27 protein-coding genes are annotated in these 24374 nt (G+C 71.5%); 8 read left to right on the forward strand and 19 right to left on the reverse strand.

The features are described from left to right. Window positions 1-3 precede the first annotated feature (3 nt). Together M3Q35_RS08310 and M3Q35_RS08315 are read left to right on the forward strand one after the other, a co-directional pair. Window positions 4-1845 (forward strand): helix-turn-helix domain-containing protein, encoded by a 1842-nt coding sequence (locus tag M3Q35_RS08310; RefSeq protein ID WP_273941073.1) that lies wholly within the window; start codon window positions 4-6, stop codon window positions 1843-1845. A gap of 65 nt (window positions 1846-1910) precedes the next feature. Continuing rightward, a complete protein-coding gene (locus M3Q35_RS08315) occupies window positions 1911-2396 on the forward strand; it encodes a hypothetical protein (protein WP_273941074.1) in 486 nt (161 codons plus the stop codon). 165 nt (window positions 2397-2561) lie between these two features. Here M3Q35_RS08315 and M3Q35_RS08320 read toward each other — a convergent pair whose 3' ends face one another. Further along, window positions 2562-2954: a hypothetical protein gene (locus tag M3Q35_RS08320; protein ID WP_273941075.1), complete on the reverse strand. Its 393-nt coding sequence runs from the start codon at window positions 2952-2954 to the stop codon at window positions 2562-2564. A 195-nt stretch (window positions 2955-3149) separates the two neighbouring features. On the opposite strand from M3Q35_RS08320, the gene M3Q35_RS08325 reads away from it, so the two are divergent. Then, on the forward strand, window positions 3150-3698 hold the full coding sequence (locus M3Q35_RS08325; RefSeq protein WP_273941076.1) for a hypothetical protein: 549 nt from the start codon (window positions 3150-3152) through the stop codon (window positions 3696-3698). A 31-nt stretch (window positions 3699-3729) separates the two neighbouring features. Here M3Q35_RS08325 and M3Q35_RS08330 read toward each other — a convergent pair whose 3' ends face one another. From M3Q35_RS08330 to M3Q35_RS08375, 10 genes are all read right to left on the reverse strand, one after another. Next, on the reverse strand, window positions 3730-4026 hold the full coding sequence (locus M3Q35_RS08330; RefSeq protein ID WP_273941077.1) for a DUF1330 domain-containing protein: 297 nt from the start codon (window positions 4024-4026) through the stop codon (window positions 3730-3732). Window positions 4027-4130: 104 nt separating this feature from the next. Continuing rightward, window positions 4131-4454 carry an antibiotic biosynthesis monooxygenase family protein gene (locus M3Q35_RS08335; protein ID WP_273941078.1) on the reverse strand — a complete coding sequence of 108 codons (324 nt, stop codon included), beginning with the start codon at window positions 4452-4454 and terminating at the stop codon, window positions 4131-4133. Beyond that, window positions 4451-4759: an antibiotic biosynthesis monooxygenase family protein gene (locus tag M3Q35_RS08340; protein ID WP_273941079.1), complete on the reverse strand. Its 309-nt coding sequence runs from the start codon at window positions 4757-4759 to the stop codon at window positions 4451-4453. The genes M3Q35_RS08335 and M3Q35_RS08340 overlap by 4 nt, the downstream gene beginning before the upstream one ends. Next, the gene (locus M3Q35_RS08345) at window positions 4759-5511 is read right to left on the reverse strand and encodes an SDR family NAD(P)-dependent oxidoreductase (RefSeq protein ID WP_273941080.1); all 753 of its coding nucleotides are present in this window, start codon (window positions 5509-5511) and stop codon (window positions 4759-4761) included. The genes M3Q35_RS08340 and M3Q35_RS08345 overlap by 1 nt, the downstream gene beginning before the upstream one ends. Before the next feature lie 5 nt (window positions 5512-5516). Further along, window positions 5517-5978 carry an SRPBCC family protein gene (locus M3Q35_RS08350; RefSeq protein WP_273941081.1) on the reverse strand — a complete coding sequence of 154 codons (462 nt, stop codon included), beginning with the start codon at window positions 5976-5978 and terminating at the stop codon, window positions 5517-5519. Between the two features lies 1 nt (window position 5979). Beyond that, entirely contained in the window at window positions 5980-6237 is a 258-nt protein-coding gene (locus tag M3Q35_RS08355; protein ID WP_273941082.1) for an acyl carrier protein, read from the reverse strand. Between the two features lie 3 nt (window positions 6238-6240). Next, window positions 6241-7506, reverse strand: a complete 1266-nt coding sequence (locus M3Q35_RS08360) for a ketosynthase chain-length factor (protein ID WP_273941083.1) — start codon at window positions 7504-7506, stop codon at window positions 6241-6243. After that, entirely contained in the window at window positions 7490-8758 is a 1269-nt protein-coding gene (locus M3Q35_RS08365; protein WP_273941084.1) for a beta-ketoacyl-[acyl-carrier-protein] synthase family protein, read from the reverse strand. Before M3Q35_RS08365 ends, M3Q35_RS08360 begins: the two co-directional genes overlap by 17 nt. Continuing rightward, window positions 8755-9180 carry a cupin domain-containing protein gene (locus M3Q35_RS08370; protein WP_273941085.1) on the reverse strand — a complete coding sequence of 142 codons (426 nt, stop codon included), beginning with the start codon at window positions 9178-9180 and terminating at the stop codon, window positions 8755-8757. Before M3Q35_RS08370 ends, M3Q35_RS08365 begins: the two co-directional genes overlap by 4 nt. Further along, complete coding sequence (locus tag M3Q35_RS08375; protein ID WP_273941086.1) at window positions 9177-9470, reverse strand: TcmI family type II polyketide cyclase; 294 nt, start codon at window positions 9468-9470, stop codon at window positions 9177-9179. The genes M3Q35_RS08370 and M3Q35_RS08375 overlap by 4 nt, the downstream gene beginning before the upstream one ends. Before the next feature lie 311 nt (window positions 9471-9781). Between M3Q35_RS08375 and M3Q35_RS08380 the strand changes: the two genes are divergently transcribed. Then, complete coding sequence (locus M3Q35_RS08380) at window positions 9782-11602, forward strand: AfsR/SARP family transcriptional regulator (protein ID WP_273941087.1); 1821 nt, start codon at window positions 9782-9784, stop codon at window positions 11600-11602. Here the strand turns inward: M3Q35_RS08380 and M3Q35_RS08385 are convergent. Genes M3Q35_RS08385 through M3Q35_RS08395 form a run of 3 tightly spaced genes read right to left on the reverse strand, consistent with a single transcriptional unit; the run spans window position 11550 to window position 13736 of the window. Then, a complete protein-coding gene (locus M3Q35_RS08385) occupies window positions 11550-12299 on the reverse strand; it encodes an ABC transporter permease (protein WP_273941088.1) in 750 nt (249 codons plus the stop codon). The genes M3Q35_RS08380 and M3Q35_RS08385 overlap by 53 nt on opposite strands. Then, entirely contained in the window at window positions 12296-13234 is a 939-nt protein-coding gene (locus M3Q35_RS08390; protein WP_273941089.1) for an ATP-binding cassette domain-containing protein, read from the reverse strand. The genes M3Q35_RS08385 and M3Q35_RS08390 overlap by 4 nt, the downstream gene beginning before the upstream one ends. A 1-nt stretch (window position 13235) precedes the next feature. Continuing rightward, window positions 13236-13736, reverse strand: a complete 501-nt coding sequence (locus M3Q35_RS08395) for a hypothetical protein (RefSeq protein WP_273941090.1) — start codon at window positions 13734-13736, stop codon at window positions 13236-13238. A gap of 177 nt (window positions 13737-13913) precedes the next feature. Here M3Q35_RS08395 and M3Q35_RS08400 point away from each other — a divergent pair, with 177 nt between their 5' ends. Beyond that, window positions 13914-15143: a cytochrome P450 gene (locus M3Q35_RS08400; protein ID WP_273941091.1), complete on the forward strand. Its 1230-nt coding sequence runs from the start codon at window positions 13914-13916 to the stop codon at window positions 15141-15143. After that, entirely contained in the window at window positions 15137-16156 is a 1020-nt protein-coding gene (locus M3Q35_RS08405; RefSeq protein ID WP_273941092.1) for a methyltransferase, read from the forward strand. Before M3Q35_RS08400 ends, M3Q35_RS08405 begins: the two co-directional genes overlap by 7 nt. Before the next feature lie 52 nt (window positions 16157-16208). On the opposite strand, the gene M3Q35_RS08410 is transcribed toward M3Q35_RS08405, so the two are convergent. The 4 genes from M3Q35_RS08410 to M3Q35_RS08425 all read right to left on the reverse strand — a co-directional run bounded on the left by M3Q35_RS08410 (window position 16209) and on the right by M3Q35_RS08425 (window position 20494). Next, entirely contained in the window at window positions 16209-16670 is a 462-nt protein-coding gene (locus tag M3Q35_RS08410; protein WP_273941093.1) for a DUF1772 domain-containing protein, read from the reverse strand. Window positions 16671-16672: 2 nt separating this feature from the next. Beyond that, window positions 16673-18499, reverse strand: coding sequence for an asparagine synthase (glutamine-hydrolyzing) (asnB, locus tag M3Q35_RS08415; RefSeq protein WP_273941094.1), 1827 nt, complete (start codon window positions 18497-18499; stop codon window positions 16673-16675). A 79-nt stretch (window positions 18500-18578) separates the two neighbouring features. After that, window positions 18579-19226 (reverse strand): response regulator transcription factor, encoded by a 648-nt coding sequence (locus M3Q35_RS08420; protein ID WP_273941095.1) that lies wholly within the window; start codon window positions 19224-19226, stop codon window positions 18579-18581. Beyond that, window positions 19226-20494, reverse strand: coding sequence for a sensor histidine kinase (locus M3Q35_RS08425; protein ID WP_273941096.1), 1269 nt, complete (start codon window positions 20492-20494; stop codon window positions 19226-19228). The genes M3Q35_RS08420 and M3Q35_RS08425 overlap by 1 nt, the downstream gene beginning before the upstream one ends. 129 nt (window positions 20495-20623) lie before the next feature. Between M3Q35_RS08425 and M3Q35_RS08430 the strand changes: the two genes are divergently transcribed. Both M3Q35_RS08430 and M3Q35_RS08435 read left to right on the forward strand, forming a co-directional pair. Next, window positions 20624-21202, forward strand: coding sequence for a hypothetical protein (locus tag M3Q35_RS08430; protein ID WP_273941097.1), 579 nt, complete (start codon window positions 20624-20626; stop codon window positions 21200-21202). Next, window positions 21202-22566 (forward strand): FAD-dependent oxidoreductase, encoded by a 1365-nt coding sequence (locus M3Q35_RS08435; RefSeq protein WP_273941098.1) that lies wholly within the window; start codon window positions 21202-21204, stop codon window positions 22564-22566. The genes M3Q35_RS08430 and M3Q35_RS08435 overlap by 1 nt, the downstream gene beginning before the upstream one ends. Here the strand turns inward: M3Q35_RS08435 and M3Q35_RS08440 are convergent. After that, complete coding sequence (locus M3Q35_RS08440) at window positions 22488-24305, reverse strand: AfsR/SARP family transcriptional regulator (RefSeq protein WP_273941099.1); 1818 nt, start codon at window positions 24303-24305, stop codon at window positions 22488-22490. The genes M3Q35_RS08435 and M3Q35_RS08440 overlap by 79 nt on opposite strands. Window positions 24306-24374 lie beyond the last annotated feature (69 nt).

Consider the following 24374-nt stretch of genomic DNA (forward strand, 5'->3'; position numbering starts at 1 on the left):
CAGATGGAGGCTTTGTGGCGACTGCTCGAACTGCTCGACCGAGGTGGCTCGGCCGAGCAGTTCGCGCATGTCGCCACCTCGGCCCGCCGTGCCGGCCTGAGCCACGAGGAACTCGCGGACGTCGAGCGTGCGACCGAGGCCGCGCTGCGGATCCGGGCCACGCTCACCCAGCACCGCCGTCGTGAGGCGGAGTTGGCGGCGCTGTTCGACACCGCCAGCGACCTGGCCAAGCTGCGCGACACCGACGGCGTCCTGCGGGCGATCGTGCACCGGGCGCGGATGCTGCTGCACACGCACGTCGCGTACCTCAGCCTCAACGACCTGGCCGCCGGCGGTACGTACATGCGGGTCACCGAGGGCTGCACCTCCGCGTTGTTCCAGCAGGTCATGCTCGGGATGGGGGAGGGGCTCGGCGGCCTGGTGGGGCAGACCGCGCGGCCGTACGCGACGACGGACTACCTGCCGGACCCGCGGTTCGAGCACACCGTGACCATCGACGCCGCGGTGCAGGACGAGGGCTTGGTGGCCATCCTCGGCGTGCCGCTGCAACTGGGCAGCCGGGTCCTCGGCGTGCTGTACGCCGCCGACCGCACGCCCCGTGACTTCACCACCGCCGAGGTGTCGCTGCTGGGTTCACTGGCCGACCATGCCGCCATCGCCTTGGAGGCCGCGCAGCGTATGGAGGAGGCGCGGTCGGCCCACGAGACGATCCGGCGGCACAACGAAGCCATGCGACGCGCCGAGGACGCCCACGACCGGCTGTCCGACCTCGTGCTGCGTGGCGGCGATGTCGTGCAGGTGGCCACCGCGCTGGCCGAGGTCTTGCACGGTGGCATCGTCGTGCACGATGCCACCGGCGGTGAGCTGGCGCGCGTCGACACCGTCGCGTTGGAGCAGCCGCTGCGGTTGGTCGAGGAGTCGCGGGCCAGCGGGCGGGCCGTCGCGGACAACGGGATCTGGGTCTGCGCCGTGCTCGCCGGCCCGAAACCGTTGGGCAGCATCACGTTGACCGGTCACCGCGAACTCGGCGACGCCGACCGGCGGTTGTTCGAACGCGCCAGCGTCGTCACCGCCCTACTGCTCCTGCTGCGGCAGTCCGTCGCCGAGACCGAGGACCGGGTGCGCGGCGAACTGGTCACCGACCTGCTCACCGCCCCGGACCGCGACCCCGGTGGGCTGGTCGCCCGTGGCAAGCGGCTCGGCGTCGACCTCACCGCGCCGCACGTCGTCGCCGTTGCCCATGCCGCGCAGGAATCCCGGCATCGGTTGGCCACCGCTGCCGCCGCCCGCGTCCCTCGCACCAGCCTCATCGGCACCCATGCCGACCGTCTGGTGCTGCTCGTCCCGTCCACCGACGCTGCTGAGCTGGCTTCTTCCCTAGCGCGGCAACTCGGCGACGCCCTCGGCCGCCCCGTCACCGTCGGCGCCGCCGGTCCGGCCGCCGACCCGTCCGCGCTGGCCGCCGCCCACGCCGAGGCCGAACGGTGCCTGCGCGCCCTGCTCGAACTCGGCCACACCGGCCGTGGCGCCTCCCTCGCCGGGCTGGGCTTCGTCGGCGTCCTGCTCGGCGACCGCCCCGACCTCGACGGCTACGTCCGCCGCACCCTCGGTCCCGTCCTCGACTACGACTCCCAGCGCGGCTCCGACCTCGTCGCCACCCTGCACGCCTACTTCGACTCCGGCGGCAACCTCAACCGCGCCAAGGACATCCTGCACGTACACGTCAATACCGTCACTCAGCGCCTCGACCGCGTCACGGCCCTGCTCGGCCCCCACTGGCGCGACCCCGAGCACGCCCTGGAGATCCAACTCGCCCTCCGCCTCGACCGCATCACCCGCCGCTGACCTCGGCCGGGAATTGAGTAATTGCCCGGATGCCCGGGCTGCGGCCAGGCGTGAGGATTCCCGCTGTGCACAAGCGACCGGCCGCGTCGGCCGAACAGGTTCTTCCCGCGCGTGGGCTGGCGGGGCAGTGCGCTCGGGCCGCGGCTGTCGGCGGTGCGCTCGGGCTCGTGGTGATCGTGTTTGCCTCTACCATCCGCAACCAGGAACTGGAGGCGCTGGGCGAGTTGGCGGTCGCTGTGCTGGCAGCCTGGGCGTTGTCCTGGCCGCTGCTGCGGATCGTCCGAGTAGGGCGGCCCTGGCTGACAGCCCTGCTGGCCCCAGTGGCGCTGGTGGCGCTGGCGCGGGGCCTGGCCATGCTCGCCTCCTCTGTCTCAGTCCTTGGCCCCTGGTATCAGGCGACCACGGTGATCGCGGTGACCGTGGTGACGGCCGGCAGCTATGCAGCAGCCGCGTTCGTCGGCGGGCCGGGTGCCAGGGCGCATTGGCGGATCACCGTGGCGGTGGCGGTGGTTGTGCTGATCTCCGTGTCGATTGTGGTGGAGCCGATCTAGCACGCCGCCCGCGATGCCGGCGAAACCGACCAGCCGGCGGCCTTCCCGCATCCGCTACCGGCAAGGCGTTCGCGGTTCCCGGACTCACACGTAAGTCCTCAATGGACAGTTATCGCGTCCGGCGCGGCCGTTTCCCACTTCAGTGGGAAACGGCCGTTCAGGCGATCAGCTGACGTTCGGGCACTCGTCGTCGGCCGACAGGGTGCCGTACTTGCCGCCGACCAGGTACGCGGCGCTGACCCACAGGGGCTTGCGGTCGTCCGGGCTGATCCGCACCCAGATGTAGTTGATGACGTCGTTCACCGTGACGCTGTCGCCGACCGTCCAGCAGTAGCCGTTGACGGGAATGCCGGGCTTGAGCACGCCGGCGAGCCGGCAGACGGTGGACGGGCACTTCTCGCGCACTTCGTCGTCGTGCCAGGCCAGCACCTTCGTGTACGTCACCGTGCCGTGCGGTGCTGCCGTGCCGGCCGGCGTGGCCGCGGTCGCGGTGGCCACCCCGCCCAGCAGCATCGCGAACACCAGGCCGAGGGCGGCGGTGATCCGGGCGATCGTCATGGGAGTCCTTCCTCGTGGTTGTCGATCACCGGGCATGACGACCAGCAGGGCAGGACAGTTGCCGCATGGTCACGCTAGTTGATCCGAGCAACCGGTTGGCGCGCGTCGCTTGGAGGACCAGCTGCTGTTTCGGTAGTTGTGCGAAGTTGTCCGCCTTAGGATCGGCAGCGCACAACTGCCAAGGGGGACATCGCTTTGAGACCTATCTTCGTGCTGGTCGCTGCCGCCACCACGCTCGGTCTGCTGGCGGCCTGCTCGACTCCCGTCGCGGCGCCGGCAAGCACCACGAGCACGACGACCACCAGTACGGTCGCCACTTCAACGACGACTCAGGCACCGGCCGACGGCAGCGCCACGCACCCGTTCGCGTTCGGGCACACCTGGGGCGGGCCGGGCACGTTGGCTGTCACCGTCGGTGTTCCGGCCGGCTACACGCCGAGCGGCGCCTTCGCACCGGGGTCGTTCCCGCGCGCGGTCGTGCTGGACATCGAGGTCGCGAACCCCGCCGACTCGCCACCGCTGCCGGCGGCCGCGATCATCTTTCAGGCCACCGCCGGCAACACGACGGCCGAGCAGATGAAGGACCCGACCAACGGCGTCGGCCGGCCGGAGGCGTCCATCGAGCCCGGCAAGTCGCTCAAGTGGAAGGCGGCCTTCATCGTGCCGGCGACCCCGGTCGACCTCACCGTGCAGGTGAAGCTGGTCTACAGCAGTGTGCCGGCCTACTTCGCCGGCAAGATCTGACGGCGATCCGGCTTGGTGTTCCTCGCGGCCGTCAGTCGAGGCCTTCGACGATGCGGAAGTCGCGCTTGAAGCCGTCGGGGAGTGCGGCCAGCGCCTCCTGGTAGGCCGCACTTTCGTAGGCGGCGACCGCCTGGTCGAAGCTGTCGAACTCGATCAGGACGACGCGCTCGGCGATGCCGGCTTCGTGTGCCACGACCCGGCTGCCGCCGCGGGCGAACGTCCGGCCGCCCGCGGCCTTGACGGCCAGACGGGCCAGCTGGTTGTAGGCGTCAAGCCCCTCGGGGTCTGTGATGGCGGGGTAGACGCTGACCCAGTAGCCCTTGGACATGGAACCTCCAGTGTCGGAATGCACGTGTCCTATCCTGCCTGCCAGGACTTGCGGCGCACCGGGGAATCGACAGCTGACACGGGTGATCGCCACCACCTGCCGGGTCAGCGGACCAGTGACGCCGGATACGTGCGGGTGACTCGGTAGACCCCGAAAGGGTGGGCCAGGCGCGGGTCCCGGTACGGCCGCAGCGATGCGGTCGAGCGGCGGTGGTCCGGGCCTTGCTCCCACCGGGAGAAGGCGTCGAGATCGGCCCAGCGGCTGGCGACGACGAACCCGGTCGGATCGACGACGGATTCCAGCAGTTCGTTGCCGAGCAGGCCGGGCACGTCCCCGAGGGCCAGGCTGACCTCGCGGTAGGCGGCGCGCAATGACGAAGCGTCGTCGGCCTGGTGGTAGACCAGCACCCGGACCTCCTCGCCGGTCAACGGGTTCCCCTTCCGGTCAGCGCGGCCACGATCCGCATGGTGACCATGGAGCCGTCGCTGCGATACGGGTGCAGCTTCTGGCGGTGGGTGAGGTGCCGTTCGCTGCGCTCGAACTCCCGGAACCGCTCCTCGTCGGTCCAATCGCTGGTGATGTAGTAGACGCCGTCCTCGTCAAGGCTGCGGGCCAGCCACTGGCCGAGGTTGGCCGGATGGTCGGTGACCGAGTCGCCGACCTCCTGCCACACCCGCTCGAACTCGGCCTCGCAGCCGGCCTTGATCCGCATCCGCAGCTGGACCCGGAACATCACGAGATCCCTCCGTCCACATGCAGCACCTCGCCGGTGACGTACCCGGACAGCGCGCTGACCAGGAACAGCACGGCCCCGCCGACCTCGGCCGGCGCACCGAGCCGTCCCAGCGCGGTCTTGCCCTGATATCGAGTGCGCAGCTGCTCGCGCTGGTCCGCCGGCATGGCCAGCATCGCCTCGGTCTCGATCACGCCGGGAGCGACGACGTTGACCCTGATCCGCTCCGGCCCGAGCTCCTTGGCCAGCGACCGGGCCAGGCCGACGAGCGCCGCCTTCACGGCGGTGTAGTGCGCCCGCAGCGGAATGCCGACCTCGGCCACCTTGGATCCGATGTAGATGATCGACCCGCCCTCGCCCATCAGTGGCAGGGACAGCTGTGTGAGCAGGTGGGCGGCGGTGAGGTTGACGTCGAGAGTCCGCTGCCACTCGGTCAGCGCCAGCCGCGGGTACGGCACGTGGCTGATCACGCCGGCATTGCTGACCACCGCGTCCAGCCGGCCGAAGCGGTCCCGGCACTCTTGCGTCAGCCGCTCGATCTCCGCCGGATCGGCCAGATCGGCCTGTATCACGTGGTGCTGCCCCGTGGTTTCCTTCAGCTCACGCTCCAGGTCCGCGGCGGCCGCGGCGTCCTGCCGGTAGCAGGTGATCACGTGGGCCCCGGCCCGCGCCAGCACGGTGACGATGCCCCGGCCGACACCGCGGGTGCCGCCGGTCACCAGCACCTTGCGTCCACTGATCGACCATTCCATCGCCGTCACTGCTCCGCCCCGGCCAACGCCGCCTCGATCTTCTGCTTGATCAGTCCCATCTGGATCACCGTGTTGGCGTTCATCCGCTCGGTCATCCCCGCGTCGTCGATCGGCGCGCTCGGCTTGAGGTGGAAGTCCTGCACCCAGCGCATCCGCACCCCGCCGACGACGTCCGAGTACTCCCAGTAGATGCGCATGAACTCGAAGACGCCGGTTTCGACCCGGTGCGAGCGAACGGTTCTGGACGCCGGATCCGCCGTGCGCTCGGACACCCAGCTCCAGACCCGGCCCTGCTCGTCGGGACGCATGGTGAGCCGGAACGTCACCCGATCTCCTTGCCGTGACAGGATTTCGGCCGCCTGGTACTCGCTGAACAGCTCCGGCCAGCGCTCGACGTCGTTGGTCATGTCCCACACCAGCTTCATCGGCGCGTCGATGACGATCGCGTTGTCGATGTGCCCGGCCATCTCACGCCACCCCGGCCAAGCGCGCGTTGATGTAGGCGACCGCCGCCCGTGGCGTCGGCATTTCGCCGAGCGCGTCGTCAGGGATGGCGACGCCGTATTCCCGCTGTACCCGCCCGGCGAGGTCCAGCAGCGCCAGCGAGTCGTAGCCCAGCTCCGTGAACGGCTCGTCGGCGTCTGAGCCGTCGAGGTCGACCGGGTGGTCGCCGCCCGCGCAGGCGACCAGCAGCCGCGCGAGGTCGGCAAGGGCGAACCGCATCATCTTCTACACACTCCCGTCTGTGGTGGTGGGAAAGTCACGGCCGAGCACGACGGCCGAGGTGAACCCGCCGTAGCCGCGGGCCAGCACGACGACGTGTCGCACCCGGCGCTCGCGCGGCTGCCCGAGCACCAGGTCGATGTCGCAGCCAGGGGCCAGTTCGGACGGTCCGACCGTGGGCGGAACGACACCGTCGCGCATGGCCAGCAGCGCGGTCGCGACGTCCAGCGCGGCGCCGCCGCCGTAGAGCCGGCCGGTGAGGGTCTTGGGCGCGGTCACCGGCACCCGGCCGGCGCCGAACACGGCGCTGATCGCCTGCGCCTCGACGAGGTCCGCGTCGACGTCGGCCATCGCGTCGGCGAACACGACGTCCACATCGGACGGTTCGAGCCGGGCTCTGGCCAACGCCAGTTCGATGGTGCGGCGCAGTGCCGGCGGTCGAGGCGATCCCGGTGGCGGGTCGAAGCCGGCCGCGTAGCCGAGCAGGACGCCGTATCCGGCGCCGACGCCACGCCGCCGAGCGGCCGTCAACTCCTCGGCGACCAGGATCGCCCCGCCCTCGCCCGGCACATAGCCCGCGGCGGCGACGTCGAACGGCAGATACGCGCGGGCTATCTCGTCCGAAGTGGACAGCAGGCCGGTTGGCAGCTGCGCGACCAGCCCGTACGGGCACAGCGAGGCGTCGGTGCCACCGGTGACGACCAGCCGGCAGCCCGCCTCGGCCAGGCGGCGAGCCTGGCCGAGCGCGTCGAGGCCGCCGGCCTGCTCGCAGGCCAGCACGCCGCAGGGACCGCGCATGCCGTGCCGGATCGACACCTGGCCGGTGGTGGCCGCGTAGAACCAGGCGATCGACTGGTAGGCGCCGACGTGGGACGGCCCGTCGTGCCACAGCCGCTCGATCTCGCGTTGCCCGAACTCGGTGCCACCGGACGAACTCGCGGTCACCACGGCCATCTCGTACTCGGGCAGGTCGGCCGGATCGATGCCGGCGTCGTGCAACGCCGCGTCGGCGCCGGCCAACGCGAGATGGGTCCACCAGTCGGTCTGCGGGATCAGTCGGCCCGGCACGAGCCCTGTCACGTCGACGTCGGCGACCTGCCCGGCCAGTCGCACCGGATACCCGCTCGCGTCGAACCGGGTGATCTTGCCGACGCCGGTCCGGCCGGTGAGCACCGACGCCCAGTGCTCCTCGATGCCGACGCCCGTCGGTGCGACGATGCCGAGGCCGGTCAGCGCGATCGTGGTCGGGCCGTGGTCACGCCGCCTCGACATCGCCCCGCCCCAACACCATCGCGGTCTGGAAGCCGCCGAACCCGCTGCCGACGCTGAGCACCACGTCCATCGGGTGCTCGCGCGCGGTCAGCGGCACGTAGTCCAGGTCGCACTCGGGATCCGTGGTCCGCAGGTTCGCCGTCGGCGGCACGGCCTGCTCGCGCAGCGCGAGGGCGCACGCGGCGACCTCGATCGACCCGATGGCGCCCAGCGAGTGCCCGACCATCGACTTGATCGAGCTGACCGGCACCTCGTAGGCGCGGTGGCCGAGTCCGCGCTTGAACGCGGCGGTCTCGTGCCGGTCGTTCTGCTTCGTGCCGGAGCCGTGCGCGTTGATGTAGTCCACTTCGGACGGATCAAGCTCGGCCGCGGCCAGCGCGCGGGTGATCGCCTCGGCCATCTCCCGGCCGTCCGCCTTGAGCCCGGTCATGTGGAAGGCGTTGCTGCGGCTGGCGAAGCCGAGGACCTCGGCGTAGATCCGGGCGCCGCGCCGACGGGCGGCCTCGCGTTCCTCCAGCACCATGACGGCCGCCCCCTCGCCGAGCACGAAGCCGTCCCGGTCGGCGTCGAAGGGGCGGGACGCGTGCTCCGGGTCGTCGTTGCGGGCCGAGGTGGCCCTGATCGCGTCGAAACACGCCGAGGTGATCGGCGAGATCGGGGCGTCGGTCGCGCCGGCGAGCACCACGTCCGCGCTGCCCTCCGCGATCAGCTGCGCGCCGTGCCCCACGGCGTCGAGGCCGGACGTGCAGCCGGTGGAGATCAGCGCGACGGGCCCCTCGGCCTCGAACTCCCACGCCACTTCGACGGCCAGTGTGCTCGGCGCCATGTACCCGTACAGCTGCGGCACCCGGTATTCGTGGTCGAGCAGCCATTTCCGGCCGCCGTCGGAGAGCACGACGTACTCCTGTTCCAGGCCGGTGGTGCAGCCGACGGCGCTGCCGATGCTGACGGCCCGGCGGTGCGGCGGCCCCGCCGACGGCTCGATCCCGCTGTCCCGCAAGGCTTCTCGGGTGCAGACCACGGCGAACTGGGCGGCCCGGTCCATCCGGCGGATCTGCTGTGGGGACAGGCCGCTCGCCACCGCGTCGAAGTCGCACTCGGCGGCGATGCGCGAGCGGAAACCGGTGGCGTCGAACAGGGTGATGGTCCTGGTCGCCGTCCTTCCGGAGATGATGGTGTCCCAGAACCGCTGCCGGCCGACCCCGCCGGGTGCGACGACGCCGATGCCGGTGATCACCGCCGTGCGGCTCATCGCGGACCGCCCACCGCAGTGTTCGGCGACGCCGCGTCCGCCACCGGTTCGGTGTCGACGTGTCCCAGTTCGGGTCTGGGAGCCAGCGGCGAAAGGTGGAAGACCACGCGCGCCGTCGAGTCGCCGGCGTTGACCAACCGGTGCCGCACGTTCATCGGCACCAGCAGCGAGTCGCCGTCGGTCAGCGCCACCGGCGCGCCGTCCAGCGTCATCACCAGGTCGCCGGCGACCACGTGCAGGAACTCCTCGGAATACGGGTGGTAGTGCTCGGTGACGTGCTCGCCGGGCGCCAGCAGCAGGACGCCGCCGAATCCGGACGTCGCGCCGACCGTCTTCGGGCTGAGAGTCACTCTGATGTCACCGCCGCGCCTGCGGTTGGCCACCACCTCGGTCGCGGCAATCTTGCGCGGCTGGGCGGTCATTGCGCCGTCCATTCGTAGAAGGACGTCGCCATGGCGTCCTTCGGCTCTCGCCAGTTCGGGTCGTACGGTGACACCAGTGCGGCGAGTTTTGTATTCAGCTCGGCGTACAACGGATGGGAGCGGGCCCGGTACAATGCCGGAGAAATGTCTTCGTCGGCCTCGACGAGATGGAAATAGAGGTCGTGGAAGCGGAACAGCGTCCGTCGTGACACGCCGATCATGTGCGGCAGGTCGGACGCGTCGGACGCGGCGAACGCCGCGGCGACGGCCTCCGCGTTGCCGTCGCGCATCTTTGCGACAATGAGCGTGCGGTGTGCCATACGGCCTCCCCGTGCCGGGCGAATCGACGGCGGCAACGGTCGGCGCGACGGCTCGGAGTCGGCTCGAAGTGCGGTCGAACCGGAGAATGCTCGATTCGGCCGAACCCGGCCCGCCGGCGCGGCGGATGGTGCATGATGGGTGTCATCGCCCCGTTTTCGCACCACAGGGCGATGCAAGCGCGGAAAAGATACCCCGCGGCTCACCCAATTGGCCGCGCGGGTAACGCTGACAGGCTTCAATCGCCTTGCCGGTTTCGGCATGGGGGATACGGGGACGGCGAATGCGAATCCATTTCAGGATTCTCGGTCCGCTCGAGGTGGTCGTCGACGGCGAGGACGTCACGCCGGCCGCGGCGAAGCCGCGGCAGGTGCTGGCGCTGCTGCTGAGCCGGGCGAACCGGCCGGTGCAGGCGCACGAGCTGGTGGACGAGCTGTGGGGCGAGACGCCGCCGGCCAGTGCGACGGCCACCCTGCAGACCTACGTCTACAAGCTGCGCAAGGTGCTGCCCGCTGGCACGCTGAGCCGGATCGGCGGCGGCGCCGGCGGCCGTGACGCCTATCAGCTCAACGTCCCGCCCAACCGGATGGACCACTGCCGCTTCGACGATCTCGTCGAGCAGGGCATGGCGGCGTGGCGGGTCAGCGACCCGGAACGCACCGCGGACCGGCTGGTCGAGGCGCTGCGGCTGTGGCAGGGCCCGGCACTGACCGGGGTGTCCGTCGGCACCCTGCTCACGCCGTTCCTGACCAGGCTGGACGAACGCCGGCTGGGCGCGGTCGAGTCGCGGATCAACGCCGAGCTGGTGCTCGGCCGGCACCAGTCGGTGATCAGCGACCTCAAGGAGCTGACCCAGACCCACCCGCTGCACGAGGGATTCGTCGCCGAGCTGATGGTGGCGCTGTTTCGCAGCGGCCGCCGGTCCGAGGCGCTCATCGAGTACCACCGGCTGCGCGAGCTGACCAGCGGGGAGCTCGGCGTCGAGCCGTCGGAACGGCTGCGGCAGCTGCACCACGCGCTGCTGGCCAACGACCGCGACACCATCGGCGGGCACGGACCCGGCCGCCGGCGGGTGCTCGGCCCGGCCCAGCTGCCGCCCGACACCGACGACTTCACCGGCCAGCAGGAGGCGTTCGATCGGGCCCGGCGGTGGCTGACCGATCCGAACCGGCGTGGCGCGCCCGCCGCCGTGCTGATCACCGGCATGCCCGGGGTCGGCAAGACGGCGCTGGCGGTGCGGATCGCGCGCGGTCTGCGGTCGGAGGCGCCGGACGGGCAGTTCTTCGCCGACCTGGCCGGCCTCGGGTCAACCCCGGTCGATCCGGCCCAGGTGCTCGGCGGCTTCCTGCGCGCCGCCGGCCTGAACGCCGGCGAGATCCCGGACGACCTCGACGGACGGGCCAAGCTGTTCCGCGGCTTGACCGCTGACCGCGCGGCGGTGGTCGTGCTGGACAACGTGGTCAGCACCGAGCAGGTGCTGCCGCTGTTGCCCGGTGGCGCGCGCTGCGCGGTGATCCTCACCAGCGATCTGCGGCTGTCCGGTCCGCCGGGCACACTGCTGGTCGACCTCCCGCCACTGTCGATGGACGACGCGTTCTGCCTGCTGTCCAAGCTGATCGGGGCGGAACGGGTGGCTTCCCAGCGCCGGGACGCGCAGGCGCTGCTCGACCAGTGCGGCGGCCTGCCGATGGCGATCCGCTGGGCCGCCGCCAAGCTGGCCGAGGCTCCCGGCTGGCCGGTGGCCACGCTGCTGGACCAGCTGGCCGGGCCGGCGACGCCGCCGCCGGACTGGGGCGTCGGCGGGCCGGACATCCTGACCAGGCTGCAGTCCGGTCTCGGCCGGTTGGACGACCAGGCGCGGGACGGCTTCGCCCGGCTCGCCGCGCTGCCGGCCGAGGGGTTCGACGCCGACCAGGCCGCGGCCGAGCTCGGCGTCTCGGCCGCGGAGGCGGTCCTCGATCGGCTCGTCGAGCACAACCTGCTGGTCGCGGTCGGGCCGACGCGCTTCGCGTTCCACCGGCTGGTGCTGCGCTATGCCCGCAAGCTGTTGGTCAGCACCGACGCCGGAACAACACGGCCACCAGGGGAATCGACACCGCCATGACCACGGCGAGCCAGCCGACGCACAGCGCGAGAGAGGATCCGACCGGCTCGCCGAGCATCAGCGCGCGCACGGTGTCGACCACCGACGTCACCGGGTTGAGCCCGACCACGACGCGCATCCAGTCCGGCATCGAGTCGGCCGGCGCGAAGATCGAGCTGGCGAACGTGAGCGGCAGCACGACGAGGAAGACCACGATCTGGACGCTTTCCAGGTCGCGGACGGCCAGCCCGACCACGGCCATCGGCCAGCACATCACCACGCCGAACAGGATCGCGAGCAGCACGGCGGCGACCGTGCCGGCCGGGCCGCCGGCGAACCGGAAACCCAGCACCGCGCCGACGCCCACCAGCACCGTCGCGCCTGCGGTGATCCGGACGGCGTCGGCCAGCACCCGGCCGCCGACCAGCACCGCCGGCGGGACCCGCAGCGAGCGGAACCGGTCGACGATGCCGCCACGGAAGTCGGCGTTGAGGCCGATGGCCGTCTGCATGCCGGTGAACACGACGGCCTGCACCAGCATCCCGGGCAGCGAGAACTGCAGGTACCGCTGGCTGGAGCCGGCCACGGCGCCACCGAAGACGGACACGAACAGCACCAGGAAGACCACCGGCTGGATCAGCATGGCGATCAGCTGCTCGCGGTCGGCGCGCAGGTGCAGCAGGTTGCGGCGGGTGATCACGCCGAGCCGGCGGATCACGTCCGGCGTCCGGTCAGCGCGAGGAAGACCTCGTCGAGGCTGGGCCCGCGCATGGTCATGCCGGCCGGGGCCATGCCCCGTTCGTCCAGTCGCCGCAGCACCTCCGCGACCTCGGCCGGCGGTCCGGCCGGCACGCTGACCAGCCTGGACTGCTGGTCGACACGGGCTCGCTCGCCGGTCAGGTCCGACAGCAGGGCGGCCGTGTCGACCAGGTGCTCGGGCCGAACCGGGCCGATCTCCAGCCGCTGGCCGCCGACCCGCTTCTTCAGCTGGTCCGGCCGGCCCGCGGCGACCACCCGACCGTGGTCGACGATCACGATGTCGTCGGCCAGCGCGTCGGCCTCGTCGAGATACTGCGTGGTCAGCAACACCGTCGTCCCCTCGGCGACCAGCCGGCGGATCTGGTCCCACAACTGGTTGCGGCTGCGGGGATCCAGGCCGGTCGTCGGCTCGTCGAGCATCAACACGCCCGGCCTCGTCACGATGCTCACCGCGATGTCCAGGCGTCGCCGCAGGCCGCCGGAGTAACCGCCGGCGGTGCGCCTCGCGACGTCGCCGAGGCCGAACGCGGTGAGCAGGTCGGCGGCCCGGCCCACCGCGTCCCGCCGGGACAACCCGGCCAGCCGGCCGACGAGGTAGAGGTTCTCCTCGCCGGACAGCAGTTCGTCCACGGCGGCGTACTGGCCGGTCAGGCCGAGCAGCCGGGCGACGTCGTTCGGCCGCCGGAACACGTCGACGCCGTGCACCCACGCGCCGCCCGAGTCGGCCCGCAGCAGGGTGGCCAGCACCCGGACCGCGGTCGTCTTGCCGGCGCCGTTGGGGCCGAGCAGTCCCAGCACCGTCCCGTGCGGGACCGAGAAGCTCAGCCCGTCCAGCGCCCGCGCCCCGCCGCGGAACGTCTTCACCAGCTCCTCGACGACGATCGCCGGCCGCATCTCAGTCGTCGAAACGGGTGCCGGTGCCGGCCGAGTGGAACGTGCCGATCTGCGTGCCGGCCAAGTTGAACACGGTCGCGACCGCGGTCACCGAGACGGTGTCCGGCGAGGTGAAGGTGGCGTTCATCCGCACCCGGAGCTCGGACTCGATCTCGTTGTCCACGCTGAGCAGGAAGTCCCGGAAGCTGATCGTGAAGGCGTTCGGCCCGGTGCGCCTCCACCGGCCGACTCCCGGCGTGCCGCTGCTGCTGGAGTGCAGGAACATGCCGTCGGCGAACACTCCCCACAGGGTGCGCTCCACCCGCTGGATCTCCTGGATGGTCAGGGTCACCTCCCACGGCCCGGTGATCTGGTAGGCCGGTCTGGCGCCGTCGGTCGGCTCCTGGCGGGCACTCGCGGTGGCCGCCGGTGCGAGCGCGGCCGCGCTTGCGCCGGCCGCCCCGAGCAGACCGAAGGCCGTCGACATCCGCAGCATGGACCTGCGGTCGAGATCTGGCTTCACGGGTTCCACTTCCCTTCTCGGCAATGGCGTGCAGACGGTGCGGACGACGGCTCGCGGCGGCCTCGAAAGGCGCTCGACGAACCGGCCGCGCCGGTGTCGAGCGCGAGCCGAGCCGGTCTCTAGCGGCCGTGCCGACCCTGCCCGACGCCGGAGCAAGTAGTCGAGAAGGAGCAGCCGATGCCGCGTGAGCCGGCCGAATTCACCTTTCCCTTCCACAGTTCGCATCCCCTCGATCCGCCGGCGGAATACGCCGCGCTGCGGGCCGACGAGCCGGTGGCGCGGGCCACCCTGCCCAACGGGCACCGCGTGTGGCTGGTGACCCGCTACGAGGACGTCCGCACGGTGTTCGCCGACGGCCGGCTGAGCCGGCAGGCGATCACCGCGCCGGGCGCGCCGAAGATCCTGCCGATCGCCACCGGCTCCAAGTCGATCTTCGTGATGGACCCGCCCGAGCACACCAGGCTGCGCCGGCTGGTCGCCAACGCGTTCACCACCAGACAGATCGAGCGGCTGCGCCCGAGGATCGCCGAGCTCGCCGACCAGATGGTCGGCCGGATGCTCGAGCAGGGCCCGCCCGGCGACCTGATCGAGCACGTCGCCGAGCCGCTGCCGATCACGGTGATCTGCCAGCTGCTCGGCGTGCCGGAACGGGATCGCGCGGTGTTCCGGGACTGGACCGAAGTGATGCTCAGCTTCACCGCGCACACCCCGGAGCAGATCCGGTCGGCGGTCGGGCAGCTGCGCGGCTACCTCGCCGAACTGGTCGCCCACAAGCAGCGCAACCCGGCCGACGACCTGCTCACCAGCCTGGTCGAGGCCCGCGACGAGGACGACGCGCTGAGCACCGAGGAACTGCTCGCGTTCGGTCAGACGATGCTGGTCGCCGGCTACCACGCGACCTCGGCCGAGATCGCCCACGCGGTGCTCAACCTGGTGAGCATGCCGGACGCCGTCGCGCGGCTGGCCGCGGATCCGGCCCGGCTGCCCGTCGCGATCGAGGAGCTGCTGCGGTACTCGCAGGCCGGCGGCGGGGTCGGCCCGGTCCGGATCGCCACCGAACCGGTGCGGGTCGGCGACGTCACGATCCAGCCCGGCGAGGCGGTGCTGCCGTGCATCAACTCGGCCAACCGGGACGACACGGTGTTCGCCCAACCCGACCGGTTGGACCTCGACCGCGAGCGCAATCCGCACGTGGCCTTCGGACACGGCGTCCACCACTGCCTCGGCGCGCAGCTCGGCCGGGTCGAGCTCCAGGTGGTGCTGGAAACACTGCTGCGTCGGCTCGGCGAGTTCTCCCTCGCCGTCGAGCCGCAAGAACTGGCCTGGCGCACCGGAACCGCGTTCGCACGGCCACTGTCCCTGCCACTGCGGTGGCGAGTGTCCACAAAGGAAGGAGCGGCATGCTGACCACGACAACGGTGAGCCCGCGCCCGCTGATCGAGCTCGGCACCGCGTTCTGGGCGTCCAAGACGCTGCTGACGGCGGTGGAGATGGGCCTGTTCACCGAGTTGGCGGCCGGCCCGGCGAGCGAACCGCAGCTGCGCGAGCGGCTCGGCCTGCACTCCCGGTCGTCCCGGGATTTCCTGGACTCGCTGGTGTCACTGGGCGTGCTGGACCGCGAGGACGGCCGGTACCGCAACACACCGGCCAGCGACGCCTACCTGGACGAGGGCAAGCCCGGCTATCTCGGCGGCTGGATGCGCCAGGCCAGCAGGCGGCTGTTCGTGGCGTGGGGCGGGCTGACCGAGAGCCTGCGGACCGGCAAGCCGCACATCGGCTCGGACGGCCAGGACTACTTCCGGAAGCTGTACGCCGACCTCGACCAGCGGCGGGCCTTCATCGCCGCGATGGACGCGATCACCAACCAGATCGGCCCCGAGCTGAGCGCCCACCTGGACTGGTCCTCGTTCCGCACGGTGCTCGACGTCGGCGGCGCCCGCGGCAACCTGCTGACGTACCTGCTGGCCGACCATCCCGAACTGCACGGGGCCGTCTTCGACATGCCCGAGCTGCGGCCGCTGTTCGAGGAGCACACCGCCGCGCACGGCATCGCCGACCGGACCCGGTTCCTCGTCGGCGACTTCTTCGGCGAGCCGCTGCCCGAGGCCGACGTGCTGATCTTCGGCCATATCCTGCACGACTGGGACGAGCAGCAGCGCCGGGAGCTGATCAGGCAGGCGTACCAGGCGGTTCGGCCCGGTGGCGCGGTGGTGGTGTACGACCGGATGATCGACGACGACCGCCGGGAGAACTCGGTGTGCCTGCTCGGCTGCCTGAACCTGCTGCTGGTCACCCCCGGCGGCTCGGAGTACACGGTCGCGCAGTGCCGGTCCTGGCTGGCCGAGGCCGGCTTCGCGGACCTGTCACAACTGTCCCTTGTGGACGGTCTGGAGACGGCGGTGATCGGCCGCAAGCGCTGAACGCACGTCGATCCGGCCCCCGCCGCGTCGGCAGGGGCCGGATCGATGCGCGTCAGTGCAGCGTCGTCGCCACCGCGACCAGGTTGAGCACGAACGCCGCGACGGCGAGCGAGGACCTGACCAGGTTCCATTTCGCCCAGCGCGCCCGGGGATCACGCTGTTCCCAGTCCGCGGGCAGGCGGCCCGGATCCAGCGACATCACCCACCGCTTGATCGGCACGTTGCGGGTCAGCGACACCAGCAGCACCTTGACCGCGAGCATGCCGGCCGTGCCGAACAGCGGCCCGGCGGGCAGGCCGGCGATGATCGCCAGCGCGATGTCGCCGGCCGCCGTCAGCACGACGCAGATCGGTTGGAAGGGCTCGAACCGGTTGCCCCAGAACTGTTCCGTCTCGACGTAGCGGGCGGCCGGCAGCCAGCGCAGCATCGGCACCCCGCCGATCACCGACCAGAGCAGCACGCCGGCCGCCAACCCGTTGGCCAGCAACACGATCGGCACGAGTACCGGGAACATGCTCACAGCTCCAGCCGGGGACGGTAGCCGGCCAGCCAGGTGTTGACCTGGAGCACCATCTCCACGTCACCACGGCCCTGCCAGCCGGTCGCGAGCTGGTCGACGTCGGAGATGGCCGCCCGCGCCGCGGTGGTGTCGATCAGCGGCAGCACCGGGGCGTGCGGATCGGCCAGCAGCGCGGTCATCTCGTCGCGCAGCAGCCGGGCGTGCGCGGTGTCCGGCGTCGACGGGAACGGGTTCTTCGGACGGTCCAGAATGGACGCCGGCACCAACCCGTCGGCGACCTTGCGCAGCAGGCCCTTGGTCTTGCCGCCGAGATTCTTCATCGACCACGGGATGTTGAACACGTACTGCATCAGCTTCGGGTCGGCGAACGGGGCCCGGAACCGCAGTCCGTGCGCCGAGGTCAGGCCGTCGTCCTGGGCCAGCCCCATTTCCATCCAGCCGCGCAGGTACAGGTAGCTGATCTCGCGCATCCGGCGGTCGTGCGCGGACTCCTCGACACCGGGCGGCATCTGGGCGATCTCGTCGTGGTAGCGGTCGGCGCAGTAGCCCGGCAGGTCGAGCTGCTTGAGCAGGGTCTGGTCGAACAACCCCGAGCCCAGTCCGGTGCTGCGCACGTGCAGCTGTCCGGACGCGACCCATGGCAGGGTCTGCCGCGCGACCACCGCCGGATCCTCCATCCGCAGGTATGCCCCGAACAGCGTGTCGGCCCACTCGCCCATCATGGTCACCGAGCTCTCCGCCGCCACCGCGCGGAAGAACACGTACAGCGCGGTCGTCATCTCGCCGACCGGGCAGGGCAGGTCGGGATAGGACCGCAGCGCGGCGGCCCTGGTGATCGGGCCGAGCAGCTCGGCCCGGTCCAGTTGGATGTCCCGGTGGTCGGTGCCGATGTGCGCGGCCATCTCGGCGGCGAAGGTGCCGTCGTCGGTGCCGCTGCGCTGAGCGTTGCGAGCGTGCTCACGGAAGTCCACGGCCAGCGTGCGCGCCGCCGGCGCGCCGCGCCGCCGCAGTTCCCGCATGGCCAGCGCGGTGACCAGGCTGGAGTCGAGGCCGCCGGACAGCATGATGCTGAAGCCCGGCTCGGTGTCGATCCGGCGGCTGATCGAATCCGTGAGCATGCCCCGGATCGTGGCCACCGTGGTGTCGAGGTCGTGGGTGTGCGGGGCGCCCGTCAGCTGCCAGTACCGCCGGGTGGTCAGGCCGGCCCTGCTGACTCGGATCAACTCGCCGGGCAGCGCCTTGCGCATGCCCCGGTAGACGGCCTCGCCCGGCGTGCCGGCGAAGGACAGCACCTCGCGCAGCCCGTCCATGTCGACCACCGTGTCGACGACGGGGTGCGCCAACAGCGCCTTGGGCTCCGACGCGAACAACACGCCGGACTGGGTCGGGTAGTAGTACAGCGGCCTCAGGCCGACGTGGTCCCGCGCCAGCAGCAGCTCCTCGCGCGCGTCGTCCCAGACGCCGAACGCGAAGCTGCCGCTGAGCTGCTCGACGCACTCCTCGCCCCATTCGAGGTAGGCGGCCAACACCAGCCCGGCATCGCCGTCGCCGACCGGAGTGAGCCGGGCCCGCAGTTCGTCCCGGTTGACCAGCTCGCCGTCGAAGGTCAGCGCGACGGTGCGGTCCCGCTCGTTCGCCACCGCCGGCTGCGGCCGTCTGTCAGCGGCCGCAAGCCTTCGATGACCGAGGACGGCGTGCGTCGCCGCCCACAGCTGCTCGTCGTCCGGGCCCCTTGTCGCCAGCGTCGCCGTCATCCGCCTGGCTGTCGTCAGGTCCTGACCGACGTCGCGGCGGTAGTCCACCCAGCCCGTGATACCTGCCATGTGCGCTCTGCCTCCCGCGGATCGTGTGAGGCGGACAGGGTGGGAGGCCGCACTCGAAACGGCTTCGAAGACGGCGCAGTCAGCGGGTCTGGCCGCGCAGATAGGCGAGCACGGCGAGCACCCGGCGGTGGCCGGCATCGTCCGCGTGCAGCCCCAGTTTGGCGAAGACGGCGCCGATGTGCTTGGACACGGTCACCTCGGAGATGACCAGCGCCTGGCCGATCCCGGCGTTGGAGTGCCCCTCGGCCATCAGGCGCAGCACGTCCATCTCGCGGTTGCTGAGCTCGCCGAGCGGATCCCGCCGGTGGGCGATCAGCCGCCGCACGATGTCCTGGTCGATCACGGTGCCGCCGCCCGCGACCTCCCGCACGGCGGCGACGAACCGTTCCCCGTTGGCGACGCGGTCCTTGAGCAGGTACCCGACACCGGCGCCGCCGGTGGCCAGCAGCTCGGTCAGCGACTCGGTGTCGGTGTGCTGGCTGAGCACCAGCACCGGCAGCGTCGGATGGTCGCCGCGCAGCTGGATGGCGGCGCGCAGCCCCTCGTTGGTGAAGCCCGGCGGCATCCGTACATCGGTCACCACGACGTCCGGCCGGTCCCGGCGCACCACGGTGATCAGCTCGGCCGCCGTGCCGACCGCGGCGAGCACGTCGTGCCCGAAGTGCGAGAGCAGGGACACCAGACTTTCCCGCAGCAGCCCGGAATCCTCCGCGAGCACGATCCGCATCACCGGCCCTCCGGCCCGCAGGGGATCTCCACGCACAGCACCGTCGGGCCGCCGCGCGGACTGGACAGCTTGACCCGTCCGCCGACCGCGGCGACCCGGTCGGCCAGGCCGCGCACGCCGCTGCCCTTCGCCGGATCCACGCCGCCGCGTCCGGTGTCGCCGATCTCGACCGTCAGCACGCTGCCGTTGGTCCTGCCGTCCACCCAGGCGCGGTCCGCGTCGGCGTGCTTGGCGATGTTGGACAGCGCCTCGCTGACCGCGAAGAAGGCCGTGCTCTCCACCGCGGATGGCAGCCGGCCGGCGATCCGCATCCGGACGTCGACCGTCAGCGGAGAGCGGGTCACCAGCTCGGCAACGGCCGCCGGCAGGCCGCGCTCGGTCAGCACGTGTGGATGGATGCCTTGCACGAGCTCGCGAAGTTCGGCCAGCGTGGTGGTGGCCTCGCCGTGCGCCCGGGTCAACATCTCGGCCAGTTCGGGCGTGTCGCCCGCGCGCATCCGCGCCATGTCCAACATCACGGCCAGTGCGACCAGTCGCTGCTGCGTGCCGTCGTGGAGGTCGCGCTCGATACGCCGTCGCTCGGCGTCGAATGCGTCGAGCATCCGCCCACTGGAACGCACCAGTTCCATCACCCGGTCGTCGGTTTCGTTGCTCACCAACAACATCCGAGCCAACGCGGCATGCAGCGCGGAGACGGCGGCGACCAGATACGCGCTGAGCACGAGCAGGGGAGCGGCCACCGCGGCCGAGATCAGTGCCGATCCAGGTGTCGGCAGGTCGACGCCGAGGACGACAAGGCCACCGGGACCGGCGAACAGCGCGTACAGCAGCGGGGACGCGACGAACACCAGCAGGACCAGCGGCACCGCGGCGGTCACGTAGTCCAGCGGCCACAACCCCGTGGCCAGCAGCATGGTGTAGCCGAGCTCGCGCCAGGTCACGGTCTCCCGCAATCTGGTGCGCACCCAGGACCGCACGTCCACACGGGGCAGCGGCCGATGCGGACTCGGCGCCACCGCATCGCCCAGCAGCCGCAGTCGTCGACGCTCGACTGCGCCGACGGGCAGACCGGCGAGTCCCACCGAGACGAGCATCGCCAGTCCGACGGCGACCGGCGACAACAGCACGCCGAGCCCGGTCAGCACCAGCGTCACCGCCAGCGTGACCAGACCGAGCGGCGCCCCGGTCGCGACGTACAGCCACCCCCGCCACGGCACGGAGGTTCTCAGCAGCCGCGGCGAGCGCCACGTCATCCCACCCTCGCCCATCACCGGCAGCTTACGAGGTCTCACGCCGCGCGCAGTACAGCTGGCTATACCCCGGAAGGGGAGTTGGCCGTGATTCGCCCGGCGGTGGTCCGCGGTGTGCTGGACGCGGGACGACGAGGGAGGACCCAGATGTCCGAGCACACGACGACCGCGGTCGTCGCGACCCGCGGGCGAAGACTGACCTGGCAGATGAAGCCGCCGGCCCGCAAGGCCTGGCTGCTGGCGCATGTCGCGGTGTCGGTGGGCTGGTTCGGCGGCGGCTACGCGATGCTGGTGATGGGCATCGTCGCGATGACCAGCGCCGGCACGCCACTGCGGCCGGCGGCGTACGAGCTGATGCACCTCAGCGACACGGCGATCATGATTCCGGGCAGCCTCGGCGCCCTGATCACCGGCCTGGTGGTCGCGCTGTACAGCAAGTGGCGGGTCCTGCACCACTGGTGGGTGGTCATCAAGCTGCTGCTCACGGTCGGCGCGATGGTCTTCGCCTACGCCTACATCGCGCAGAACGTGAAGACCGCACTGGAGGCCACGCTGGCCAATCCGGCCGCCGACGTGGAGCGGATCGCGGAGAGCGTCATCTCGGGCAACGTGGTGATGCTGCTCGCGCTGCTCGCCACCACGCTGCTGTCGATCTTCAAACCGTGGGGGCGCACGGCTTATGGACGCCGGGCGCTGGCCGGCCGGCGGCCCGTGCGGAGGTCCTGATGGGCCGGCCACTGCGGGTCGCGGTGGTCGGCGCGGGGCCGGCCGGTGTCTACACCGCGGAGGCGCTGGTCCGGTCCGGCACGCCGGTGTCGATCGACGTGCTGGACCGGCTGCCGACCCCGTACGGACTCGTCCGGTACGGGGTCGCGCCGGACCACCCGAAGACCCGAAGCATCGCCGACGCGCTGCGCCGCACGCTGGAGCATCCGGCGGTGCGCTTCCTCGGCAACGTCACGCACGGCGTCGACGTGCATCTGGCCGACCTCAAGGCGCACTACGACGTGGTGGTCTACGCGACCGGCGCGGACGACAACCGCCGCCTCGGCGTGCCGGGGGAGGACCTGCCCGGCAGCTGTTCCGCGACCGAACTGGTGGCCTGGTACAACGCGCATCCCAGCGTCGTCCGGCCGCCGTGCGGGGTGCTGGCGGCCAAGGCGGTCGCCGTAGTCGGGGCCGGCAACGTGGCGCTGGACGTCGCCCGGGTCCTCGTGGCCGGCGCCGACCGGCTGGGCGACAGCGAGGTTCCCGACCGCGTGCTCGCCGACCTCCGCCGCCGCGCGGTCACCGACGTGCACGTGGTGGCTCGACGTGGACCCGCACAGGTCAAGTTCACCGTTGCCGAGCTGCGTGAGATCGGCACGCTCGAGGACGTTGACGTGATCGTCGACCCGGCCGAGCTCGCCGATGTCCCGCCACCGGCGGACCGGCGGACGCGCGGGAACGTGGCGCTGCTGCACGAGTGGTCGCGACGGCCACGGGGCGACGCGCGGCGGCGGATCCACTTCGCCTTCTGGCGACGGCCCGTTGCCGTTGTCGGCTCCGCCGCCGTCGAGGCACTGCACTTCGCCGACGCCCGGCCGCTGCCGGTGCAGGCGGTGGTTCGAGCCATCGGCTACCGCGGGCGGCCGATCCCGGGGCTCCCCTTCGACGAGGTCGCCGGCATCCTGCCGAACCGGATGGGCAGCGTGGTGGACCACGCCGGGGTCGCGGTTCCCGCCGTGTACGTCGCCGGCTGGCTCAAACGCGGCCCGACCGGCGTGATCGGCAGCAACAAGTCCGACGCCGCCGAGACGGTCCGTCAACTCCTCGCCGACGGCCCGGCCCTGTCGGCGACCGAGCCCGAACCCGACGCGGTCACCGACCTGCTCGACGCCCGCGGCGTCCAGTACGTCACCTGGGCGGACTGGCAGCGCCTCGACGCGTACGAGCTCGGCCTCGGGCGGGCCCGGGGGCGGTCCCGGGTCCAGACCGACGGCCTCGCCACGATGCTCGCGGTGTGCCGGCCTCAGACCCCGTCCAGGCACACCAGGGCCGGTTCCAGGCGGCCGGCGGCGACCAGCCGGACCAGCGGCGAGAACCCGTAGCGGAACCTGTCGTCCTCGACGTCACCCGGCGGTGCGACATCCGCGAGCTGGAACTCGACCAGGCTCTCCAGAATCGACTCGGCGGCCTGCTCGTCGACACCGAGAACGGTGGCCGCCTGTGCCGACGAGAGTGGTTCGGCGGCGGCGCCGGCCAGCGCCGGGAAGGCGGCCCGCGCGGCCGGCGGCAGCAGCAGGCAGGTCGCGTGGACCGACCCGCCGATGCCCAGTTCGCCGACCAGCCGCTCGCGGGCCGACGCGTCGTCGTTGGCCAGCCGTCGAACCAGCCGCCGGATCGGCCAGTGTAAGCGAACGCGGAGCATGGTCGCGGCGGCATGCAGCACCTGTGGGCTGCCACCGCACAGCTGCACCAGGTTCTGCGCGTCAGCGATCTCCCGCACCACGCGGTCGTTGCCCAACTCGGCGACGAGCAGCGCGAGGGCGTCAGCTTCGCCGAGCGGCCGCAGGTCGACCAGGCCGGTCGCCGACGGCGCGAACATCCGGCAGCGCGTCGTGGCCAGGGTGGCGCAGCGGGAACCGGTGGGCAGCAGGGGAGCCAGCTGCCCCGCGTCGACCACGTCGTCGAGCACGACCAGCACCCTGCGGTGCGCGGTCCAACTGCGGAACAGCCGGCCGCGCTCGTCGAGATCCCCGGCCAACCCGTCGCGCGGCATCCCGGTGGCCCGCAGGAAATCGGCCAGCACGTCGCTCGGATCGACCGGCGCGCCCGACGTCGACTGTAGGCGCGCGTAGAACTGGCCGTCCGGGAAACTGGCGCGGACGCCGTGGGCGCTGTGCACGCAGAGCGTCGTCTTGCCGATGCCGGGCGGTCCGCTGACCAGCATGACCGGCGGCGTCGCACTCGGCGCGGCCGTCAACGCCTCGCGCAGATCCGCCTCGTCGGCGTCCCGGCCGATCACGCTGGGCACGTTCGCGGGCAACTGGGCCGGCGGCTCGACGGCCTTTCCGGTCCGTGCGGCGAGCCCGGCCGCCGGGCGCGTGTCCAGCGACGGGGCGGCCGACAGCACGTCCCGCTGGAGCTGTTGCAGCACGGCGGACGGTTCCAGACCGAGTTCCCTGGCCAGCGCGTCCCGGGCGCGCTGGTAGACCTGTAGCGACTCGGACCGGCGGCCCGCGGTGTAGAGGGCCTGCATCAGATTCGCCTGGAAACCCTCGTGCGTGGGATGCAGCGCGACCAGATTGGTGAGTTCGCCGATCAGCTCGTGGTGCCGGCCGAGCTGAAGGTCGGCGGCGATACGCAGCTCCAGCACGCTCTTGCGCAGCTCTTCGAGCCGCACGGTCTCCGAATGCAGGAGCCGACCGACCGGCACGTCGCGCAGCATCTGCCCGCGGTAGCCGCGCAGTGCGGCGCGCAGCGTCTCGGCCGCCGACTCCACGTTTCCCGCGCCGAGTTCGAGCCGGCCACGCTCGGCGAGCTGCTCGAACACGTGCGCGTCCACCGAGTTCGCGGCCAGCCTGAGCAGGTAGCCGCCGGGCCTCGTGGTCAGCACCGGGCTGTCGTCACCGCTTGTCCTGAACACCTTCCTCAATTGGTAGACATAGGTCTGCAGGGTCGTCATGGCACTGACCGGCGGTCGCTCCGCCCACAGTTCGTCGATGATCTGGTCGATGCCGATGACCTTGTTCGCGCTCACCGACAGCAGGGCGAGCACCTGCCGCAGCTTCGGCGCCGACGGCGTGATGATCACACCGCGGTGCACCACCTGAAAAGATCCGAGCACAGAGACCTGCACCTCAGCATTCCCCCTCGTAATTGGCCGCGAAAACCGCGATCCCCCGGTCGCCGGGCC

The sequence above is a fragment of the Kutzneria chonburiensis genome (assembly GCF_028622115.1).
GTDB classification, from domain to species: Bacteria; Actinomycetota; Actinomycetes; order Mycobacteriales; family Pseudonocardiaceae; genus Kutzneria; species Kutzneria chonburiensis.

Bases quoted from the DNA above. Each gene is read 5' to 3' on its own strand.
- M3Q35_RS08435 (WP_273941098.1), top strand. From the start codon at position 21,202: ATGGGCCGGCCACTGCGGGTCGCGGTGGTCGGCGCGGGGCCGGCCGGT.
- M3Q35_RS08320 (WP_273941075.1), bottom strand. From the start codon at position 2,954: ATGACGATCGCCCGGATCACCGCCGCCCTCGGCCTGGTGTTCGCGATG.
- M3Q35_RS08420 (WP_273941095.1), bottom strand. From the start codon at position 19,226: ATGCGGATCGTGCTCGCGGAGGATTCCGGGCTGCTGCGGGAAAGTCTG.
- M3Q35_RS08430 (WP_273941097.1), top strand. From the start codon at position 20,624: ATGTCCGAGCACACGACGACCGCGGTCGTCGCGACCCGCGGGCGAAGA.
- M3Q35_RS08380 (WP_273941087.1), top strand. From the start codon at position 9,782: ATGCGAATCCATTTCAGGATTCTCGGTCCGCTCGAGGTGGTCGTCGAC.
- M3Q35_RS08355 (WP_273941082.1), bottom strand. From the start codon at position 6,237: ATGATGCGGTTCGCCCTTGCCGACCTCGCGCGGCTGCTGGTCGCCTGC.
- M3Q35_RS08330 (WP_273941077.1), bottom strand. From the start codon at position 4,026: ATGTCCAAGGGCTACTGGGTCAGCGTCTACCCCGCCATCACAGACCCC.
- M3Q35_RS08400 (WP_273941091.1), top strand. From the start codon at position 13,914: ATGCCGCGTGAGCCGGCCGAATTCACCTTTCCCTTCCACAGTTCGCAT.
- M3Q35_RS08410 (WP_273941093.1), bottom strand. From the start codon at position 16,670: ATGTTCCCGGTACTCGTGCCGATCGTGTTGCTGGCCAACGGGTTGGCG.
- M3Q35_RS08425 (WP_273941096.1), bottom strand. From the start codon at position 20,494: ATGGGCGAGGGTGGGATGACGTGGCGCTCGCCGCGGCTGCTGAGAACC.
- M3Q35_RS08390 (WP_273941089.1), bottom strand. From the start codon at position 13,234: ATGCGGCCGGCGATCGTCGTCGAGGAGCTGGTGAAGACGTTCCGCGGC.
- M3Q35_RS08340 (WP_273941079.1), bottom strand. From the start codon at position 4,759: ATGTTCCGGGTCCAGCTGCGGATGCGGATCAAGGCCGGCTGCGAGGCC.
- M3Q35_RS08345 (WP_273941080.1), bottom strand. From the start codon at position 5,511: ATGGAATGGTCGATCAGTGGACGCAAGGTGCTGGTGACCGGCGGCACC.
- M3Q35_RS08365 (WP_273941084.1), bottom strand. From the start codon at position 8,758: ATGAGCCGCACGGCGGTGATCACCGGCATCGGCGTCGTCGCACCCGGC.
- M3Q35_RS08310 (WP_273941073.1), top strand. From the start codon at position 4: ATGGAGGCTTTGTGGCGACTGCTCGAACTGCTCGACCGAGGTGGCTCG.
- M3Q35_RS08370 (WP_273941085.1), bottom strand. From the start codon at position 9,180: ATGACCGCCCAGCCGCGCAAGATTGCCGCGACCGAGGTGGTGGCCAAC.
- M3Q35_RS08350 (WP_273941081.1), bottom strand. From the start codon at position 5,978: ATGGCCGGGCACATCGACAACGCGATCGTCATCGACGCGCCGATGAAG.
- M3Q35_RS08375 (WP_273941086.1), bottom strand. From the start codon at position 9,470: ATGCGCGACGGCAACGCGGAGGCCGTCGCCGCGGCGTTCGCCGCGTCC.
- asnB (WP_273941094.1), bottom strand. From the start codon at position 18,499: ATGGCAGGTATCACGGGCTGGGTGGACTACCGCCGCGACGTCGGTCAG.
- M3Q35_RS08405 (WP_273941092.1), top strand. From the start codon at position 15,137: ATGCTGACCACGACAACGGTGAGCCCGCGCCCGCTGATCGAGCTCGGC.
- M3Q35_RS08360 (WP_273941083.1), bottom strand. From the start codon at position 7,506: ATGTCGAGGCGGCGTGACCACGGCCCGACCACGATCGCGCTGACCGGC.